Genomic DNA, 16,126 nt, shown 5'->3' with positions numbered 1-16,126 from the left:
CATTCGCGATCGCCCGGACCAAAAGACGTCAGCCGGTGATCAAGGCGGCCTCATACACCATCGTCGCGGCGGCAAGATCAGCCAATGCCGTTCCGACGGCCTTGTAGAGCGTGATCTCATCGTTTGACATCCGCGCTGGAACATTCCGGCGGCACAGTTCGTCAAGTGTCGCACGCACCGCATCTGCAGCAATGACGCCGGCCCTGATCGGCTGGACCAGATCGCCCGCTTCGTGAAGGGCTTCGTGCGTGTCGCTATAGACCGAGGAGCGCCGAAGCGCCTCGTCATCGGCCTCGCGCATTGCCGGGGTGAAGCCGCCGATCAGGTCGACATGGGTGCCCGGCCGCAGCCATTCGCCGCGGATAAGCGGTGCGGTCGCCAGCGTCGCCGCGCTGACGATATCGGCTTGCCGCGCAGCGGCTTCCAGATCCGTGACGGCAGTGGCCTGGAGCCCCTGTTGCCGGAGGCTCTGCGCCAGCCGCTCCGCACCGGCGGGATCGATATCCCAGATATCGACATGCGCGATCGGCCGGACAGTGCGATAGGCATCAGGTATGAGGCTCGCGACGCGGCCAGCGCCGATTACCAGCAGGCGACGGGCGTCCTTTCGGGCAAGATAGTCCGCGGCAAGCGTCGATGCCGCTACCGTGCGGCGCGTGGTGATGGTGTTTCCGTCAAGGAGCGCAAGCTGCATCCCGGTCCGGCCATCGTAGAGCATGTAAGTCGAGGTCAAACCGGGAATGCCGAGCAGCGTGTTGCCGGGAAAGACGGTGACGATCTTGATGCCAAGGTAGCGCTCTGACCGGTGCGTTTCATGCCAGGCCGGCATCAGAAGCAGCGTCGCATCCGGCTCACCGCTGTTGGCTATCGTGTGGTGATGCCGTACCGGCGCGACACAGCCTTCGGCAAATGCTTGCCGCAAGGTCGCGACCAGCGCGCCGAAAGGCAGAAGCTCGCCCGTTGTGCGGGCATCGAGAATACGGATTTGTGTGTCGGTCATTGAAGCGATCTCTCAGGAAGTTCTAACGGCGGGATAAGGCGAGTTCTGTGTGATTGGACGAGAGCCGCGTCGCCGCTGCGCGGCGTACCGGCTTTTCAACCGGCATCGGCCTTTTGGGGAATGCAAAGCACTGAACACCACTCAGCCAAACGCCGCTTTCTTCTCCAGAATTCTGGCGTATTGCGTCAGCGGATAGCACAGGGCGAAGAAGATCACCGCGACGAGACCGTAGACCTTGAAAGGTTCGAAGGTCGCGTTATTGATGGCGTTTGCGGTTTTCAGCAGCTCGTCGAAGCCGAGGATCGAGGCCAGTGCGGTGCTCTTGATCAACTGGACCAAGAACCCGACGGTCGGCGCGCGGGTGATGCGGAAAGCCTGTGGCAGGATGACGAGGCGAAGTTCGAGGAGACGATGCAAGCCCAGGCTGGCTGCGGCGTCCCATTGCCCGCGCGGCACCGCCTCGACGCCGCTCCGCCAGATTTCCGCAAGATAAGCGCTGGCATAGAACGTCAGGCCGCAGACGGCGGCGGTCCATGACTCGATCCGGAAACCGAGCATCGGCAGGCCGAAGAACATCAGAAAGAGCTGCATGAGGAGCGGCGTTCCCTGAAACAGGGCAATGTAGCCGGACGCGAAGCTGCGCGGCCAGCGTGTTTTCGATATCCGTGCAGACAGGATCGCCAGGCCAAAGATGGCGCCGCCGGCAAAGGCTGCGAGCGAAAGCATAAGGGTCCAGCGTGCCGCGAAGACAAGATTGCGCAGAATGTCCCAGAAGGTGAACTCAATCATGCCAGACCGGCTCCCAGAAAACGGCGTTTCCCGGCGACGAGGAGCCGGCGAAGTGCGGCGGACATCGAAAGGTAGATCAACGTCGCCACCAGATAGGTCTCAAAGGAGCGGAAGGTGCGCGACTGAAGCAGATCGGCCTCCTGCGCCAGCTCGCGGACGGATATTTGCGAAACCACCGCCGATTCCATCATCATGACGATGATCTGGCTCGTCAGTGCCGGAAAAATGATGGCGACCGCTTGCGGCAGGATGATCTTGAAGAACACCAGCCGGGGCCTCAGGCCGAGTGCCTGCGCCGCCTCCTTCTGGCCTCTCGGTATGGCATCGAGCCCGGCCCCGACCACCTCGATCGTGTAGGCTGCCATGTTGAGGGTCATGGCAAGCACGGCGGCAGTGACCGGATCGAGGCGAATGCCGAGGCTGGGCAAGCCAAAGAAGATGAAGAACAGCTGCACCAGGAACGGCGTATTGCGCATGATTTCCACATAGAGGCCGACGACCTTGCGCAACCACGGATAAGGTCCCCGGCGCGCGGCCGCGCCGAGAATGCTGAGAACGATACCAAGGACCGATGTGGAGGCCGTCAGGGCAAGCGTCGTGCCTGCGCCATAAGCCAGAGCTGCCATCCCGTCCCAAAGCCAATTGAAATCGAGGCTGTATCTCATCGCATGTCCTTTGGAGCCGGATGATCTGGGCCGGGCCGCCCCGGAAATCTGGGTCCGCCTCTCAAGCAAAGCATTGGAGCATGATGCCACCGCAATCGCTTGCGGTTTTCGGCATCATGCTCTGGTGAGTGGGAGGCCGTGCCCGTTAGTCCTTCAGGTTCTCAGGGTTGAGCGGCGCTTTCAGCCAGCTCTTCGAGCCTGCGTCGAGCGAACCGTCGGCGATCATTGCGGCGACGCTGTCATTGACAGCCTTCTTCAGGCCTTCCTCGCCCTTGCGGAGCGCGATGTGCGAGGGGGAACTGAGGAGCTGGAACTTCTGCTCCGGCTTCAGGGCTTCCTGTCGTGCCAGAACCTGCGCGCCGACATCGTTGCCAACGACCATCAACTGGGTCTGGCCGGATATGAAGGCCTGGATGACCGAATTGTAGTTCTCGAAACGCTGGATCGCAGCCGAGCCGGGGGCGACAGCCGTCAGCGACGTGTCTTCGAGCGTCCCACGATTGACGGCAATTGACTTGTCGGCGAGGTCTTCCTTGCCGCTCACCTTCAGCGCAGCCGGACCGATGACGGCAATATAGTAAGGGGCGTACGGGGCGGCATAATCGATAACCTCAGCGCGCTCCTTCGAATAGCCGACGCTCATCAGCAGGTCGACGCGGTCGTCGTTCAGGTAGGCGATCCTGTTCTGGCCAGTAACGCTGACGAGATTGAGTTTCACGCCGAGCCCGTCGGCGATCTTCTGGGCGACCTCGACGTCATAGCCCTTGATGCTCATATCGGCGCTTGCCGAAGAGAAGGGCGGGAAATCGGAGAAGATGCCGATGTTGATCTCGCCTGCGGCTTTGATATCGGCAAGTTCGTCGGCCTGAGCGGCCCCCGCCAGGATGCCGAACACGGCAATTGCCGCAGTGGCGGTGTAGCGCAATTTCATAAGAGCAGTCATGTCGTTCCCCTTTTTGAGACGTGTTGTGCGACAGGTGATGGATGGCAGCGGGCATGAGGCGCGCTGCCGGTTGGAGCTGGTTCTCAGGTCACCTTGGTCCTGACCGCGGGACTGAACATCGCGAGGCACAGGAGTTCGAACAGGACCTGCGCGGCGATCTGCGCGGTGTTGGTGGTGTTGTCGTATTGCGGTGCGATTTCGACGACGTCGCCGCCGACGAGGTTGATGCCCTTGATGCCGCGCAGCAGGGTCAGAGCCTCCCTCGGCTGAAGCCCGCCGACTTCTGGCGTGCCGGTTCCCGGAGCGAAGGCCGGATCGAGGCTGTCCACGTCGAAACTGAGATAGGTCGGACCGGCGCCGACAACCTCCAGAGCCTTTGCGATCACCGCCTTGAGGCCCATCTCCGCTACCTCTTCGGCGTGGATGACGGTCATGCCGGAGGCAAAGGAGAACTCCCAGAGATATTCGCCGCCGCCGCGGATGCCGATCTGGATCGTACGCTTCGGATCGAGAACGCCGGCCAAAACCGCCTCGCGGAAGGGCGCGCCGTGATGGAACTTGGAGCCCTCATAGGGACCGGCGGTGTCGCAATGAGCGTCGATGTGGATCATGCCGACCGGCTGGCTGGCCGCCAGGCCCTTGAGGATGGCACCGGAGATCGAATGGTCGCCGCCGACCGACAGCGGGATGACCCCGGTTGCCGCGATCATCCGGTAGCAGGCCTCGATGTCGGCATGGCATTCGGCCAGACCGAACCGGCTGCGCATCGGCACGTCGCCGACATCGGCGACCTTTAGCCCTCCCATCGGCGCGACACGCAGAACATGTTCGTAGGGACCGATACGCTCGATCGCCCGGACGGCCCGCGGCCCCAGCCGTGCGCCGGCGCGATTGGTGACGCCGAGGTCCATCGGCACGCCGATCAAAGCCACGTCAAGCGCCTCAAGCACCTCGGGCCGCAAGCCGTTCTCGATGAAAAGGGCATCCAGAAAGGTGGCAGGATCGGCGAAGGGCCATTTGCGGCTGTCGCCGTCCTTGAATACGCTCGCCGCCACCGCGCGGAAGTGCGGATCTTTCATCTCTCCGCCTGCAGCGCTGCCGAAGCGCTTTCTCAAGTCTTCCAGAAAATCCCGGTCAATGGTCAAGGCAGGCTCCCACGGTATTGATGCTGCCATCATCATCGGCGCCGCCCGTTTCTCTTGGAACCGCGAAAATTCGAGAGGGGATATAACGATTATTGATAGCTTGGATCCGCCGAGGCTCCGCGATGCGGGTAGCGCGGCCATCGGCGCGTTCAGAAAACTTTATAACCCTGCGAGAATTTTCCCACTACCGCGGCTGGCAACCTCCAAGCAGTCTCCGATGCGAACGGTCCGGCAGAGGGCCGACAACAAAGGGAACCTACCATGTTGCACGATATGACACGCCGCCGCTTCCTCGGATCCGCCGCAGCCGCGGGGATTGCCGGCACGATGACCGGGTTTGCGAGATCCGCCGCAGCCGGCAGCGGCAATCTCACCGCCGTCGAATGGGGCGGTGATGTCGTCGAAGCGATGAAGCAGATTGCCGCCGACCAGAATGCCGCGACATTCAACTGGGTTCTTCACCAGGGCGGCGCGGGCGCGATCCTGCCAAAGATCAAGGCCGTCTGGCCGAATGTCGACTATGACTACGTCGCCGGCTGGGAAGGCTCGTTCAACAGCATGGTGAAGGAGGATTGGCTCGAGACCATCAATCCTGCCGATGTTCCCAACCTCGCGAATATTCCCGAGAAAATCATCATTCGTGACGCCAAGGGCAATATCAAAGCGGTCCCGCGCGCAGTTGGCGGCATGTATTTCGGCGCCCGAACCGATACGGCTCCGATCGCCGTGAAGACCATCGATGATCTGCTGAGCCCCGATCTCAAGGGCGCGATCTGCTGGCCGGGCCCGACACAGAGCATGATGCTCCAGATTGTTGCGCTCGCCCTTCACGCCGGCGGCAGTGAAACGAATATGGAACCCGGGTGGAAGCTCATGAAGGAATTGGCGAAATCCGGCAATATCGGCCGCGTCGCCGTCACCGATATCGATTTCACCAATTCGCTGACGTCTGGCGAGACCTCCGTCGGCTTCTTCGCCGAGCCCGGCTGGGCGGCGGTGGCGAAAAACTTCCCGGTTACGCGTTTCACCAAGGACAGCAACTTCAAAGCCTTCCTCTACCAGAGCGGGTTCGGCGTCCTGAAGAACAGACCGAACACCAAGGCGACGCTCGATTTCGTCAACTTCGCGATCAGCCCGGACATGAACTCGCTCTACGCCAAGGTGGCTGGCGAGGCGCCGTTGAACAGCAAGGCAGTCACGCCCGACAACCTCAAGCATCTCGCCTTCACGTCGGACGAGTTTTCGAGCTTCGTCTATGTGCCGGACTACAATGTCGTCCTCGAACAGCAGGATGCCTGGTCCAAGCGCTGGGAGCAAGATATCGCCCCGTTGCTCTAAGACACCTCGCGGCAGGTTGTTGTAGGCGCGGGCTTCGACAACCTCCCTTTCTCATGGCCGCAAGGGCGAGGAAAAGGCTGTTTCATCATGACCAAGGTAAGGCGGCAACCCGTTGCCATTTCAATTCCGGATCGCGGCGATGCGGCCCTGACGCTCGGGCCAGCCCTGCTGGTGTTCGCATTCGGTTTTCTGTCACCGCTCATCAATCTGGCAATCGAAAGCTTGAAGGAGTTTACGCCGGGGCGCGTCGGCTCCGTGGAAAATGCCGCGGCAACGGTTCAGAACTATTACGAGCTTGCAAACCAGGCGTTTGCAAGCGTTCTGCTGACGACCTTCTGGATCGGTGGAGTTGCCGCGATCATCGGCCAGCTTGTGGCATTCCCGCTGGCCTATTTCATCGTGCGGCGCATTTCGCCGCGGATGCGCACGCTCACCCTCGGCTTTTTGATTACGCTCGTTCTTTCCAGCGTCCTGATCAAGACGTACGCGATCGAACTGACCTTCGGGTCGGTCGGCATCCTCCGACCCTTCCTCTTGACACTGGGCCTTTCGCCCAACAGCCGCGAATATATCAATATCGTCGTTATTGCGGGTCTGGTTCACTCGATCATACCGGTCGCAACGCTGACGTTGATCGGCGCGATGCAATCGATCGATCCGCGTCTGCTCGATGCAGCCCAGTCGCTCGGCGCACCGGGATGGAAAGCCCATCTGTCGATCACGCTTCCCCTGAGCGTCCCGGCGCTGGTCTCGAGCACGCTTGTCTCGCTGACTTTCGCGATCAGCGCCTTCGTCATTCCCATGGTGCTCGGGAGGGGCCGGGTGCTTTTCATGTCGAACGTCATCTACACCCGGTTCAGCGATATCGCCAACTATCCGAGCGGCGCGGCGATCTCGCTCGTCATGCTTGCCGTGGCGTTGGCGGTCGTCGCTGTCATCACGTTTGCGCAGGCGCGGAGGGTTTCCCGATGAGCATGCAGTCTCTTGCAGCGAGAACCGGAGACCGGATCGCCGGTTCCCTTGCCTACGGTGTCATCGGCCTTGGATTGGCGTTCCTCGCCATCCCGTTGGTGATAACATGCGTCATGGCTTTCGACGCCAGGACCTATCTTGGCCCGATGCCGCCACCTGCCTTGTCGTTTCATTGGTTCGAACGGCTCGTCTCCCAGGCGGATATCCTTGCCAGCCTGCGCACCAGCTTCATCTTGGCGGTACTCACGACGGTTCTGTCCGTCACGATCGGAACTGCGGCGGCTGTCGGTCTTGCCCGGGGTAATTTTCCGGGAAAGGCAGCGCTGACTTCGGCCTTCCTCTCGCCACTCATCGTCCCGCCCGTCGTGATTGGATTCGGCCTGCTGCTTTTCCTTTCCAAGGCCGGTATCACAAATGGTATGGCGCGCCTGCTCCTCGGCCACGTGATCGTGACGTTGCCCTATTGCATAAGGACCAGTCTCGCCAGCCTTCTCGGCAGCGACCAACGATTGACGGAAGCCGCAATGGTTCTCGGCGCCACCGAGCGCCAGGCCTTCTGGACCATTACCCTGCCGCTGATGCGGACGGGGGTCGTCACCGGCGCGATCTTCGCCTTCGCAATTTCGATGGATGACGTATCGATCAGTCTCTTCCTGAGCGATCCGTCCGCAACGACCTTGCCTGTTACGCTGGTCAGCAACATGCGCGCGGCTTTCGATCTGACGATCGCTGCGGCGGCCGTGGTCCTGATTGCCGTCACCGCGTTGCTGATCGTTGTGCTGGACCGCGTCGTCGGCTTCGACACCGTCGTCGGTCAGGGTTTGTTTCGTTCATGAGGACAATAGGATGAATTCTGCCGTGGAATTTCAAGGGGTCAGCAAGCGCTTCGGCGGAACTGTCGCCCTTGGCAATATCTCCTTTTCGGTGAACCCAGGTGAAACAATCGCGCTGCTTGGGCCGAGCGGCTGCGGCAAGACCACTATTCTTCGGCTCATTGCCGGATTCGAGCGGCCCGACAAAGGCTCGATCTTGATCGACGGCGAGCCGATGGCCGGATTGAAACCCTATGAGCGCAATGTCGGGCTGCTGTTCCAGCACTACGCTCTTTTCCCGCATATGACCGTCGAACAGAACATCGGCTACGGACTTCGCCATCGCAACCATCCGCCGGGGCAAATACCACGCCGCATTGCCGAGATGCTTGAACTCGTCCGGCTCGTCGGTTTCGGACAGCGGCGGCCGCACCAGTTGAGCGGCGGTCAGCAGCAGCGTGTTGCGCTTGCGCGGGCGCTCGCCACTCATCCAAGCCTCGTTCTTCTGGATGAGCCGCTGTCGGCCCTCGACGCCAAACTTCGCCATGAGCTGCGCACTGAATTGAAGGATGTGCTTGCCGCGGTCGGCTCGACCGCCATCGTGGTAACCCACTACCAGGAGGAGGCGATGAGCCTGGGAGAGCGGATATTCGTGATGAACCGTGGCACAATCATGCAATCCGGCAAGCCGGATGACGTGTATTGGCGTCCAGACTCGCGTTTCGTCGCGGATTTCATGGGTCGGACGAATTGGATTCATGGCTCGATCTCTGCCACGGGCGGAACGGCCGGCAAATTTCGCTCCGAATCCGGCTGGGAGTTCCCGGTCGCGTCCACGGGAAGTCTTTCAGGTGCCGCCGAGATTTGCGTGAGGCCGGAAAGCATCGAGATATCGTCCGGTGTTCCGGCTGCCGGAGCCATGCCCGGGCGCGTTGCCGACGTCGTGACACTCGGTGCCTTCAGGCATGTCGTTCTGGACCTCGCCACTGGCGACCGCATAGTCTCGGCTTGCCCGAACCGTCCAGACATAGCCTTCGCTCGCGGACAGGAGATCAGCGTTTCCTTTCCCCCCGAGGCATGCGTTCTTTTTGCGCGATAAGCTGGCATTGATGGAGCGCAGCTTCGCACTGCGCCCGGGCTAAGGGTCGGCAGTTGCCGGAAGGACATGGTTCGTCCAATATCCACTTACGGGCAGAGAGGCCCTCGGCTCTCGAGCGCCACAAAGTATGGAATGCGGCTTCTGATGCTTGATCTTGATTCCTATCTGCTTCGTGCATTTCTGACCGTCGCGGAAATCGGAACCGTCAATGGAGCAGCCGTCAAGCTGAACAGAACGCAGGCGGCCGTGAGCATGCAGATCCGCAAGCTGGAGGAGCTTGTCGGCGTTACGCTGTTTTCGCGTTCGTCAAAGGGCCTCGAACTCACGAGCCATGGGCAGATCATGCTGGCCTATGCCCGCGAAATGGTCGCCCTCAGCGACGAGGTCGGGAAAAGACTGACAGGCAAGATGATCGAGGACCGCATTCGCCTCGGCGTCGTCGAGGACTTCGCAGCCGGCCACCTGATCGACATTCTTAGTGCCTTCAGAGCCCAGAACCCGAAGGTCGAGATCGACATCATCGTCGAGCCGAATCGTCGCCTCGCCAGCCTGTTTGAAGACAGGAAGCTCGATCTCGTGGTTTGCGACATCACCTGCCTCGCGCGAAAACCGACCCTGATCTGGACCGAATATCTGATGTGGACGGTCAGATCCGACTTTGTGGCGGATACGGAAAAGCCGCTTCCCATCATCATGTTCGAGGAGGAGTGTCCCTGGACGCTTCCGACGATTGCGGCCCTGTCCCAGCGGAACATCAAGTGGAAGACGGCGTGCGTTGCATCGACGCTGGTGGCCATGGCGACCGCGGTTCGCGTCGGTATCGGCATCGCGCCAATGATGCTCAACACGAAACCGGAGGGCTGCCGGACGCTTGACCGATCGGCGGACCTGCCCGGTCCGGTGCGCATCGAGATCGGTCTGTATGCTCAGTCCGAGACGGCCGAAGGCGCGCGCTATCTTGTGGACTTCATTTCGCGGCATACGGCCATATTGTCCAGCTAGAGCATGATGCCGAAAAGTGTGATCGGTTTTCGGACGATATCCTGCTCCAACTCCTTCTGGGAGCGTTCAGCTTCCATTATATCGGGTCAATTTAATTCCTCCTACCGGAACGGCGAGCGAAGCCCCACAGTGATCCATGAAGGGTCGACGGCCCAATCTCAAGCATACATGGAAGCCTGCGAATGATGGGGCAAGCCAAAGTTGACGAAACTCTCCTCGCAGATGCCGCCTATCTGCCCGGCCAGGTCGCAAACCTGACGAGGGGAGCAAGCGTCACAGCGCAGACCAACGAAATACTGGAGCGCATCGATGACATGCTGCTGCGCGAAGGCACCGACAAGTCAGAGATCATTCTCGTCAACATCTGGCTCAGGGACCTTGCCTCATTCGAGGAAATGAACAGAGCTTGGGATGCTTGGATGCCGGATAGCGGAACGCCACGGCGGGCGACGTTCGAGGACAAGAATCTGCCGCCGATGTGCGCCATCCGTATTGACGTAGCCGCGTCGCGAAAGAGTAGGGCCGGGCAAATTTGAGCCACCTGCGCTCGTCATCTTCATACTCTTGTCAGCGAAGCCGAGCGGAATCCCGCACTTTTGGCATCATGCGCTAAGGTCGGATGACACAGACATTGGCCTCGTAGGCGCAGGGATCGTCCTGCACCGCGATATCGATGACTTTCGCCTTCGGTGCCAGTTGCTCAGGCCGTGCTGTGGGATAGAAGCCATAGCCGTCGCCGCCGACATAGGTTCCGCCATCAACCTGATAGACGTAAGAAGAGCCGGCATAGGTGCCGCCGCCGTCACCCTGCGCCTGCGGCACGACGACGATCAGATTGCTGCGGGCGAAGCGATTGGTCGCCGGCGATGAAAACTGTTTCAGGAACGGCATCCGTTCTTTGCGGTTCCGATATCGATAGGCGTTATCGAAACGGATGCCGCGATCGCGCCAGCCGATACGTTCGCCGAGGAGTAATCCACCGTGGAAATCGTGACGGTGGCCGCGAAAGCGATGATCGTCGCGGCGGTCACCGGCTTCGGCGGGAAGTGCAGCAAGCGCGGACAGGGCAAGCAGGGCGACTGCGGACAGACTGCGAAACATGGGTGGCCGGCCTCCGGAATTCCGATCCCTAACAAATCGTTAACGCCAGATTGCGCCAAAAGCCGGAGCTTGTCCATTCAGGTCGGACAACCGGCACAAAATTTGAGCGGAAAAGACCAGTTTCTTTAGCCTGCAAACTTCCCGGTAACGCGAATCGATTAAATTAAAAGCAGACAGCGATTGTGCTTGTCGTCGGCGTTCCCGGTGATTAAACGTCGCAATTGATGCAACGCACACAGAGAATTTTGTCATTCGTGTGGTTGACTGAGCATGCTCCGAAATCCGGGAGCGCAGAGAAGCCGCCGCGAGGTTCTGATGGCGAATGTGACAAATAACCGGCCCCTATCGCCGCATCTGCAGATTTACAAACCTATCCCCACCATGGTCATGTCCATCGTTCACCGCATCACCGGTAGCGCGCTCTACGTCGGCACGCTGCTCGTCGCCTGGTGGCTGATAGCGGCGGCAAGCGGCCAGGGCTCCTACGACTGGGCCAACTGGGTGCTCGGCAGCCTTCTCGGCAAGCTCGTACTTCTCGGCTACACCTGGGCGCTGCTGCACCACATGCTCGGCGGCTTCCGCCATCTCATGTGGGATCTCGGCTACGGCCTCGAGAAAGAATTCTCGACCAAGCTCGCCATCGCCAACATCATCGGGTCGCTCTGTCTGACCGTGCTGGTCTGGGTGATCGGCTTCCTCATTCGCTTCTGAAGGTCCTCTCATGGATATGCGCACCCCCCTCGGCAAGGTTCGCGGGCTCGGCTCCGCCAAGGACGGCACGGGCCATTTCTGGCGTCAGCGGCTGACCGCAGTCTCCAATATTCCGTTGATCCTCTTCTTCGTCATCTTCATGATCGCCTATGCCGGCGCGCCCTATGCGGATGTGGTTCGCGCGCTGTCGAACCCGTTTGTCGCGGTCGTCATGGGCCTGATGGTAATATCTGGCGTCATCCATATGAAGCTCGGCATGCAGGTCATCATCGAGGACTACGTGCATGGCGAGTTCGGCAAGATCGCTCTGCTGATGCTGAACACGTTCTTTGCGATCGTGATCGCCGGCCTCTGTCTCTTCGCCATTCTGAAAATCGCATTCGTAGGATAAGCTGACATGGCACCGACTTCACCCGCCCAGAACGGCAAGGCCTACAAGTATGTCGATCACTCCTACGACGTGATCGTCGTCGGCGCCGGCGGCGCCGGGCTGCGTGCCACGCTCGGCATGGCAGAGCAGGGTTTCCGCACGGCCTGCATCACCAAGGTATTCCCGACCCGCTCGCATACGGTCGCGGCCCAGGGCGGCATCGCCGCTTCGCTGCGCAACATGACGCCGGATAGCTGGCAGTGGCACCTCTACGATACAGTCAAGGGTTCCGATTGGCTCGGCGACGTCGACGCCATGCAGTATCTCACCATGGAAGCGCCGAAGGCGGTCTATGAGCTCGAGCATTACGGCGTGCCGTTCTCGCGCAACGAGGAAGGCAAGATCTATCAGCGCCCGTTCGGCGGCCATATGCAGAATTACGGCGAAGGCCCGCCGGTCCAGCGCACCTGCGCCGTTGCCGACCGCACCGGCCACGCCATCCTGCATACGCTCTACGGCCAGTCGCTGCGCAACAATGCCGAATTCTTCATCGAGTATTTCGCGCTAGACCTGATCATGTCGGAAGACGGCAGCCGCTGCACCGGCGTCGTCGCCTGGTGCCTCGACGACGGCACGATCCATCGCTTCGCCGCCAAGATGGTGGTGCTGGCGACCGGCGGCTACGGCCGCGCCTATTTCTCGGCAACATCGGCCCATACCTGCACCGGCGACGGCGGCGGCATGGTGGCGCGTGCCGGCCTGCCGCTGCAGGACATGGAATTCGTTCAGTTCCACCCGACCGGCATCTACGGTTCGGGCTGTCTGATCACCGAAGGCGCGCGCGGCGAAGGCGGTTACCTCGTCAACTCCGAGGGCGAGCGCTTCATGGAGCGGTACGCGCCTTCGGCCAAGGACCTTGCCTCGCGCGACGTCGTTTCGCGCTGCATGACGCTTGAGATCCGCGAGGGCCGCGGTGTCGGCAAGGCGAAGGACCACATCTTCCTGCATCTCGACCATCTCGATCCGGCCGTTCTTCATGAACGCCTGCCGGGGATTTCCGAGAGCGCCAAGATCTTCGCCGGCGTCGACGTCACGCACGAGCCGATCCCGGTTCTGCCGACCGTTCACTACAATATGGGCGGCATTCCCACGAATTATTGGGGCGAAGTGCTGAACGCCGACGGCGCCAATCCTGAACGGATCATCCCCGGCCTGATGGCTGTGGGTGAAGCCGGCTGCGCCTCGGTGCACGGCGCCAACCGCCTCGGCTCCAACTCGCTGATCGACCTGGTGGTCTTCGGCCGCGCCGCGGCGATCCGCGCCGGCGAGGTGATCGACCGCGCGGCGCCGATCCCGCATCTCAATGTCGCCGCCTGCGACAAGATCATGGACCGTTTCGACGGTCTGCGCCACGCCAGCGGCGGCACGCCGACGGCAGAACTGCGCGAGAAGATGCAGCGTGCCATGCAGGAAGACGCCGCCGTCTTCCGCACGCAGGAATCGCTGGAATCCGGTTGCCGGCGTATCTCGGCAATCTGGGGCGAGATGAAGGACATCAAGGTCACCGACCGCTCGATGATCTGGAACTCCGACCTCGTGGAGACGCTTGAGCTGCAGAACCTGATGGCCAACGCCATCACGACGATCTACGGCGCTGAGGCCCGCAAGGAGAGCCGCGGTTCGCATGCCCGCGAGGACTATGCCGAGGGTGCATTCGCCGGCCGCGACGACGTCAACTGGCGCAAACACACGCTCGCCTGGGTGGACGAGGCAGGCGACGTGAAACTCGATTACCGGCCGGTCCACACCGAGCTGATCGCGGAAGGCATCGATCCGCATAAGATCGAGCCGAAGGCTCGCGTGTACTGATCTCAAGAGGAACCGGACATGGTTGAACTCGCTCTCCCCAAGAATTCTCAGATGCGCGAAGGCAAGGTCTGGCCGAAGCCGGCGGGCGCCAAGAACACCCGCGAATTCCGCGTCTACCGCTGGAGCCCGGACGATGGTCAGAACCCGTCGATCGATACCTTCTACATCGATGTCGACGATTGCGGGCCGATGGTGCTCGACGGTCTGCTCTACATCAAGAACAAGATCGACCCGACGCTGACGCTGCGCCGCTCCTGTCGCGAGGGCATTTGCGGCTCCTGCGCGATGAATATCGACGGCACGAACACGCTCGCCTGCACCAAGGGCCTCGACGATATCAAGGGTGCGGTGAAGATCTATCCGCTGCCGCATCTGCCCGTCGTCAAGGATCTGGTTCCGGACCTCACCAACTTCTATGCCCAGCATCGTTCGATCGAGCCATGGCTGAAGACGGTGTCGCCGGCGCCGGCCAAGGAGTGGAAGCAGAGCCACGAGGACCGGCAGAAGCTCGACGGCCTTTATGAATGCATCCTCTGCGCCTGCTGCTCGACCTCCTGTCCGAGCTACTGGTGGAACGGCGACCGCTATCTCGGTCCGGCCGTTCTGCTGCAGGCCTATCGCTGGCTGATCGATTCCAGAGACGAGGCGACCGGCGAGCGCCTCGACAATCTCGAAGACCCGTTCCGCCTCTATCGCTGCCATACGATCATGAACTGTGCGCAGACTTGTCCGAAGGGTCTTAACCCGGCCAAGGCAATCGCCGAAATCAAGAAGATGATGGTCGAGCGCCGGGTTTGATCAGCATGCATACCGATGGCGGAATCGACGGCTTCGATCCCGAAGCCGTCACGGAGATCAGGTCGCGGCTTGCATCGGTGCGCGAACAGGGCATCCGCATCGGTTTTGCGATCGAAAGTGGCAGCCGCGCCTGGGGCTTTCCATCTCCCGACAGCGATTATGATTGTCGCTTTGTCTACATCCGTCCCGTCGAACATCATCTTGCTCTTGTTTCGGCGCGCGATGTCATCGAGTTCCCGATCATTGGCGATATCGATACAGGCGGCTGGGATCTCAGAAAGGCGTTGCGGCTCGCGCTCAAGGGAAACGCCGTGGTGGTTGAATGGCTGAAATCGCCGATCGCCTACGAAGAGGAAGCTGGTTTTCGCTCCCGTCTCGGCGCGTTTCTTGATCACGTCATGGTGCCGGAGAAGGTCGCTGCGCATTATGTCGGACTTATGCGGCGGCATTTTCAAAGCCATGGCGAAGACGTGATCAAGCTGAAGACGCTGCTCTATGCCCTGCGTCCGGCCATCGCGCTCGAATGGATGCGGCAGCGTTCATATCGCGTGCTGCCGCCGATGAATATGCTGGAATGCCTTGAGACGATCTCCATCGCGCCGGAACTTCGGGCGGCGATACTCGATCTCGTGCATGTCAAGAAGCAGACGCGCGAAATGGGTGTGGGCCTGCCACCGGCACTGGTGCAAGTGTTCCTGCAGGGTGCACTGGAGCGCTATTCCGAGACATTGCGCGAGTTCGACAGGGATCCTGACAGAGATGAACGCGGGCAACACCTTGCTGACAAATTCTATGTGCAGGAAGTTTTGCAGCGGGACAGTTGAACTGTATCGTTTTTCGGTTAGGTGTTGTCGCGGGCAATTTATGCCGCCCGACTTGATTAACCAAAGCGAATTACGATAATCGGACTTGTCTCACGCCCGTTTCTCTGCGGCGATGGCCGAATTCAGGAGTATGATGATGCAGTTGCGATATGCGATGACAGGTCTGGTGGTGGCTCTCGCGCTAGCCGGTTGTGATCGGACGGCATATAATTACAACTCCAGCTCAAACTCGGTGCCGACGCCGTTGACGGCGCAACCGGTGCCCTCCGTACAGGGCGGGCAGCTTCCGCCGCCGACCGGCAGCTCGCAGTTTCCGGCCGCACCAGCGTCGGCGTCGCCGATGCCGGGCGCTCAGCCTGGGGCAATGGCCGCGAATGCGCTCGATATCACCAAGGAATCGATGGTTGGAAGCTGGCGTGTCAACGGCAGCTGCGACATGTTCCTGACGCTCACCAATCTCGGCAGCGGTTCGCGCGGCGGCACGCGTGGTTGCGTCGGCGAGCTGACGGCGATGGGCTCCTGGGAGGTCGCCGGCAAGCAGGTGCTGCTCAAGGACCGCTCGGGCAACCAGCTTGGCAGCGTCTACAAGACGGCCGACAACCGCTTCCAGGGACAGACGAGCACGGGCCAGTCGATCAGCCTCAGTCGGTAAACTAACTGGCGTGGTAAACGAACCGGCGGGTCAGCG

The 16,126-nt window shown here is 60.9% G+C and carries 18 protein-coding genes; 12 read left to right on the top strand and 6 right to left on the bottom strand.

The genetic code is table 11. The annotated features are described in order from the left end of the window. Nucleotides 1-28: 28 nt before the first annotated feature. From N2A41_RS21030 to speB, 5 genes are all read right to left on the bottom strand, one after another. Nucleotides 29-1,000, bottom strand: a complete 972-nt coding sequence (locus N2A41_RS21030) for an ornithine cyclodeaminase family protein (protein WP_260109629.1) — start codon at nucleotides 998-1,000, stop codon at nucleotides 29-31. A 141-nt stretch (nucleotides 1,001-1,141) separates the two neighbouring features. Beyond that, a complete protein-coding gene (locus N2A41_RS21025) occupies nucleotides 1,142-1,789 on the bottom strand; it encodes an amino acid ABC transporter permease (protein WP_260109628.1) in 648 nt (215 codons plus the stop codon). After that, the gene (locus N2A41_RS21020) at nucleotides 1,786-2,454 is read right to left on the bottom strand and encodes an amino acid ABC transporter permease (protein WP_260109627.1); all 669 of its coding nucleotides are present in this window, start codon (nucleotides 2,452-2,454) and stop codon (nucleotides 1,786-1,788) included. Before N2A41_RS21020 ends, N2A41_RS21025 begins: the two co-directional genes overlap by 4 nt. Nucleotides 2,455-2,599: 145 nt before the next feature. Continuing rightward, nucleotides 2,600-3,397: a transporter substrate-binding domain-containing protein gene (locus tag N2A41_RS21015; protein WP_260109626.1), complete on the bottom strand. Its 798-nt coding sequence runs from the start codon at nucleotides 3,395-3,397 to the stop codon at nucleotides 2,600-2,602. An 83-nt stretch (nucleotides 3,398-3,480) separates the two neighbouring features. Further along, complete coding sequence (gene speB, locus N2A41_RS21010; protein WP_260109625.1) at nucleotides 3,481-4,542, bottom strand: agmatinase; 1,062 nt, start codon at nucleotides 4,540-4,542, stop codon at nucleotides 3,481-3,483. 261 nt (nucleotides 4,543-4,803) lie between these two features. Here speB and N2A41_RS21005 point away from each other — a divergent pair, with 261 nt between their 5' ends. The 6 genes from N2A41_RS21005 (at nucleotide 4,804) to N2A41_RS20980 (ending at nucleotide 10,301) form a co-directional block, all read left to right on the top strand. Beyond that, on the top strand, nucleotides 4,804-5,880 hold the full coding sequence (locus tag N2A41_RS21005) for an extracellular solute-binding protein (RefSeq protein WP_260109624.1): 1,077 nt from the start codon (nucleotides 4,804-4,806) through the stop codon (nucleotides 5,878-5,880). An 87-nt stretch (nucleotides 5,881-5,967) separates the two neighbouring features. Then, entirely contained in the window at nucleotides 5,968-6,852 is an 885-nt protein-coding gene (locus N2A41_RS21000; RefSeq protein WP_170281869.1) for an ABC transporter permease, read from the top strand. Beyond that, nucleotides 6,849-7,688, top strand: a complete 840-nt coding sequence (locus N2A41_RS20995; RefSeq protein ID WP_170281868.1) for an ABC transporter permease — start codon at nucleotides 6,849-6,851, stop codon at nucleotides 7,686-7,688. Before N2A41_RS21000 ends, N2A41_RS20995 begins: the two co-directional genes overlap by 4 nt. A 10-nt stretch (nucleotides 7,689-7,698) precedes the next feature. After that, entirely contained in the window at nucleotides 7,699-8,763 is a 1,065-nt protein-coding gene (locus N2A41_RS20990; RefSeq protein ID WP_222384444.1) for an ABC transporter ATP-binding protein, read from the top strand. Between the two features lie 132 nt (nucleotides 8,764-8,895). Further along, nucleotides 8,896-9,765 carry a LysR family transcriptional regulator gene (locus tag N2A41_RS20985; protein ID WP_017966244.1) on the top strand — a complete coding sequence of 290 codons (870 nt, stop codon included), beginning with the start codon at nucleotides 8,896-8,898 and terminating at the stop codon, nucleotides 9,763-9,765. 182 nt (nucleotides 9,766-9,947) lie between these two features. Next, nucleotides 9,948-10,301, top strand: coding sequence for a RidA family protein (locus tag N2A41_RS20980; RefSeq protein ID WP_017966245.1), 354 nt, complete (start codon nucleotides 9,948-9,950; stop codon nucleotides 10,299-10,301). A gap of 73 nt (nucleotides 10,302-10,374) precedes the next feature. On the opposite strand, the gene N2A41_RS20975 is transcribed toward N2A41_RS20980, so the two are convergent. Beyond that, nucleotides 10,375-10,866, bottom strand: coding sequence for a hypothetical protein (locus tag N2A41_RS20975; protein WP_222384446.1), 492 nt, complete (start codon nucleotides 10,864-10,866; stop codon nucleotides 10,375-10,377). Between the two features lie 315 nt (nucleotides 10,867-11,181). Here N2A41_RS20975 and sdhC point away from each other — a divergent pair, with 315 nt between their 5' ends. The 6 genes from sdhC (at nucleotide 11,182) to N2A41_RS20945 (ending at nucleotide 16,090) form a co-directional block, all read left to right on the top strand. Then, nucleotides 11,182-11,577, top strand: coding sequence for a succinate dehydrogenase, cytochrome b556 subunit (gene sdhC, locus N2A41_RS20970; RefSeq protein ID WP_017966247.1), 396 nt, complete (start codon nucleotides 11,182-11,184; stop codon nucleotides 11,575-11,577). 10 nt (nucleotides 11,578-11,587) lie between these two features. Beyond that, nucleotides 11,588-11,968, top strand: a complete 381-nt coding sequence (gene sdhD, locus N2A41_RS20965; RefSeq protein WP_260109623.1) for a succinate dehydrogenase, hydrophobic membrane anchor protein — start codon at nucleotides 11,588-11,590, stop codon at nucleotides 11,966-11,968. Between the two features lie 6 nt (nucleotides 11,969-11,974). Continuing rightward, entirely contained in the window at nucleotides 11,975-13,816 is a 1,842-nt protein-coding gene (gene sdhA, locus N2A41_RS20960; protein ID WP_170260934.1) for a succinate dehydrogenase flavoprotein subunit, read from the top strand. An 18-nt stretch (nucleotides 13,817-13,834) separates the two neighbouring features. Next, entirely contained in the window at nucleotides 13,835-14,614 is a 780-nt protein-coding gene (locus tag N2A41_RS20955) for a succinate dehydrogenase iron-sulfur subunit (RefSeq protein WP_003567268.1), read from the top strand. A 5-nt stretch (nucleotides 14,615-14,619) separates the two neighbouring features. After that, entirely contained in the window at nucleotides 14,620-15,438 is an 819-nt protein-coding gene (locus tag N2A41_RS20950) for a nucleotidyltransferase domain-containing protein (RefSeq protein WP_162116927.1), read from the top strand. A 136-nt stretch (nucleotides 15,439-15,574) separates the two neighbouring features. Next, a complete protein-coding gene (locus N2A41_RS20945) occupies nucleotides 15,575-16,090 on the top strand; it encodes a protease inhibitor Inh/omp19 family protein (protein WP_026154363.1) in 516 nt (171 codons plus the stop codon). The last annotated feature ends 36 nt before the right edge of the window (nucleotides 16,091-16,126 follow it).

The sequence above is a fragment of the Rhizobium sp. SRDI969 genome, assembly GCF_025152725.1.
Lineage (GTDB): Bacteria > Pseudomonadota > Alphaproteobacteria > Rhizobiales > Rhizobiaceae > Rhizobium > Rhizobium leguminosarum_I.
This window is presented reverse-complemented; position numbering and strand designations above follow the sequence as displayed.

Bases quoted from the DNA above. Each gene is read 5' to 3' on its own strand.
- N2A41_RS21000 (WP_170281869.1), top strand. From the start codon at position 5,968: ATGACCAAGGTAAGGCGGCAACCCGTTGCCATTTCAATTCCGGATCGC.
- N2A41_RS20950 (WP_162116927.1), top strand. From the start codon at position 14,620: ATGCATACCGATGGCGGAATCGACGGCTTCGATCCCGAAGCCGTCACG.
- N2A41_RS21030 (WP_260109629.1), bottom strand. From the start codon at position 1,000: ATGACCGACACACAAATCCGTATTCTCGATGCCCGCACAACGGGCGAG.
- N2A41_RS20975 (WP_222384446.1), bottom strand. From the start codon at position 10,866: ATGTTTCGCAGTCTGTCCGCAGTCGCCCTGCTTGCCCTGTCCGCGCTT.
- N2A41_RS21020 (WP_260109627.1), bottom strand. From the start codon at position 2,454: ATGAGATACAGCCTCGATTTCAATTGGCTTTGGGACGGGATGGCAGCT.
- N2A41_RS21015 (WP_260109626.1), bottom strand. From the start codon at position 3,397: ATGACTGCTCTTATGAAATTGCGCTACACCGCCACTGCGGCAATTGCC.
- N2A41_RS20990 (WP_222384444.1), top strand. From the start codon at position 7,699: ATGAATTCTGCCGTGGAATTTCAAGGGGTCAGCAAGCGCTTCGGCGGA.
- sdhA (WP_170260934.1), top strand. From the start codon at position 11,975: ATGGCACCGACTTCACCCGCCCAGAACGGCAAGGCCTACAAGTATGTC.
- N2A41_RS20995 (WP_170281868.1), top strand. From the start codon at position 6,849: ATGAGCATGCAGTCTCTTGCAGCGAGAACCGGAGACCGGATCGCCGGT.
- N2A41_RS20985 (WP_017966244.1), top strand. From the start codon at position 8,896: ATGCGGCTTCTGATGCTTGATCTTGATTCCTATCTGCTTCGTGCATTT.
- N2A41_RS20980 (WP_017966245.1), top strand. From the start codon at position 9,948: ATGATGGGGCAAGCCAAAGTTGACGAAACTCTCCTCGCAGATGCCGCC.
- N2A41_RS20955 (WP_003567268.1), top strand. From the start codon at position 13,835: ATGGTTGAACTCGCTCTCCCCAAGAATTCTCAGATGCGCGAAGGCAAG.
- sdhC (WP_017966247.1), top strand. From the start codon at position 11,182: ATGGCGAATGTGACAAATAACCGGCCCCTATCGCCGCATCTGCAGATT.
- sdhD (WP_260109623.1), top strand. From the start codon at position 11,588: ATGGATATGCGCACCCCCCTCGGCAAGGTTCGCGGGCTCGGCTCCGCC.
- N2A41_RS21005 (WP_260109624.1), top strand. From the start codon at position 4,804: ATGTTGCACGATATGACACGCCGCCGCTTCCTCGGATCCGCCGCAGCC.
- N2A41_RS20945 (WP_026154363.1), top strand. From the start codon at position 15,575: ATGCAGTTGCGATATGCGATGACAGGTCTGGTGGTGGCTCTCGCGCTA.
- N2A41_RS21025 (WP_260109628.1), bottom strand. From the start codon at position 1,789: ATGATTGAGTTCACCTTCTGGGACATTCTGCGCAATCTTGTCTTCGCG.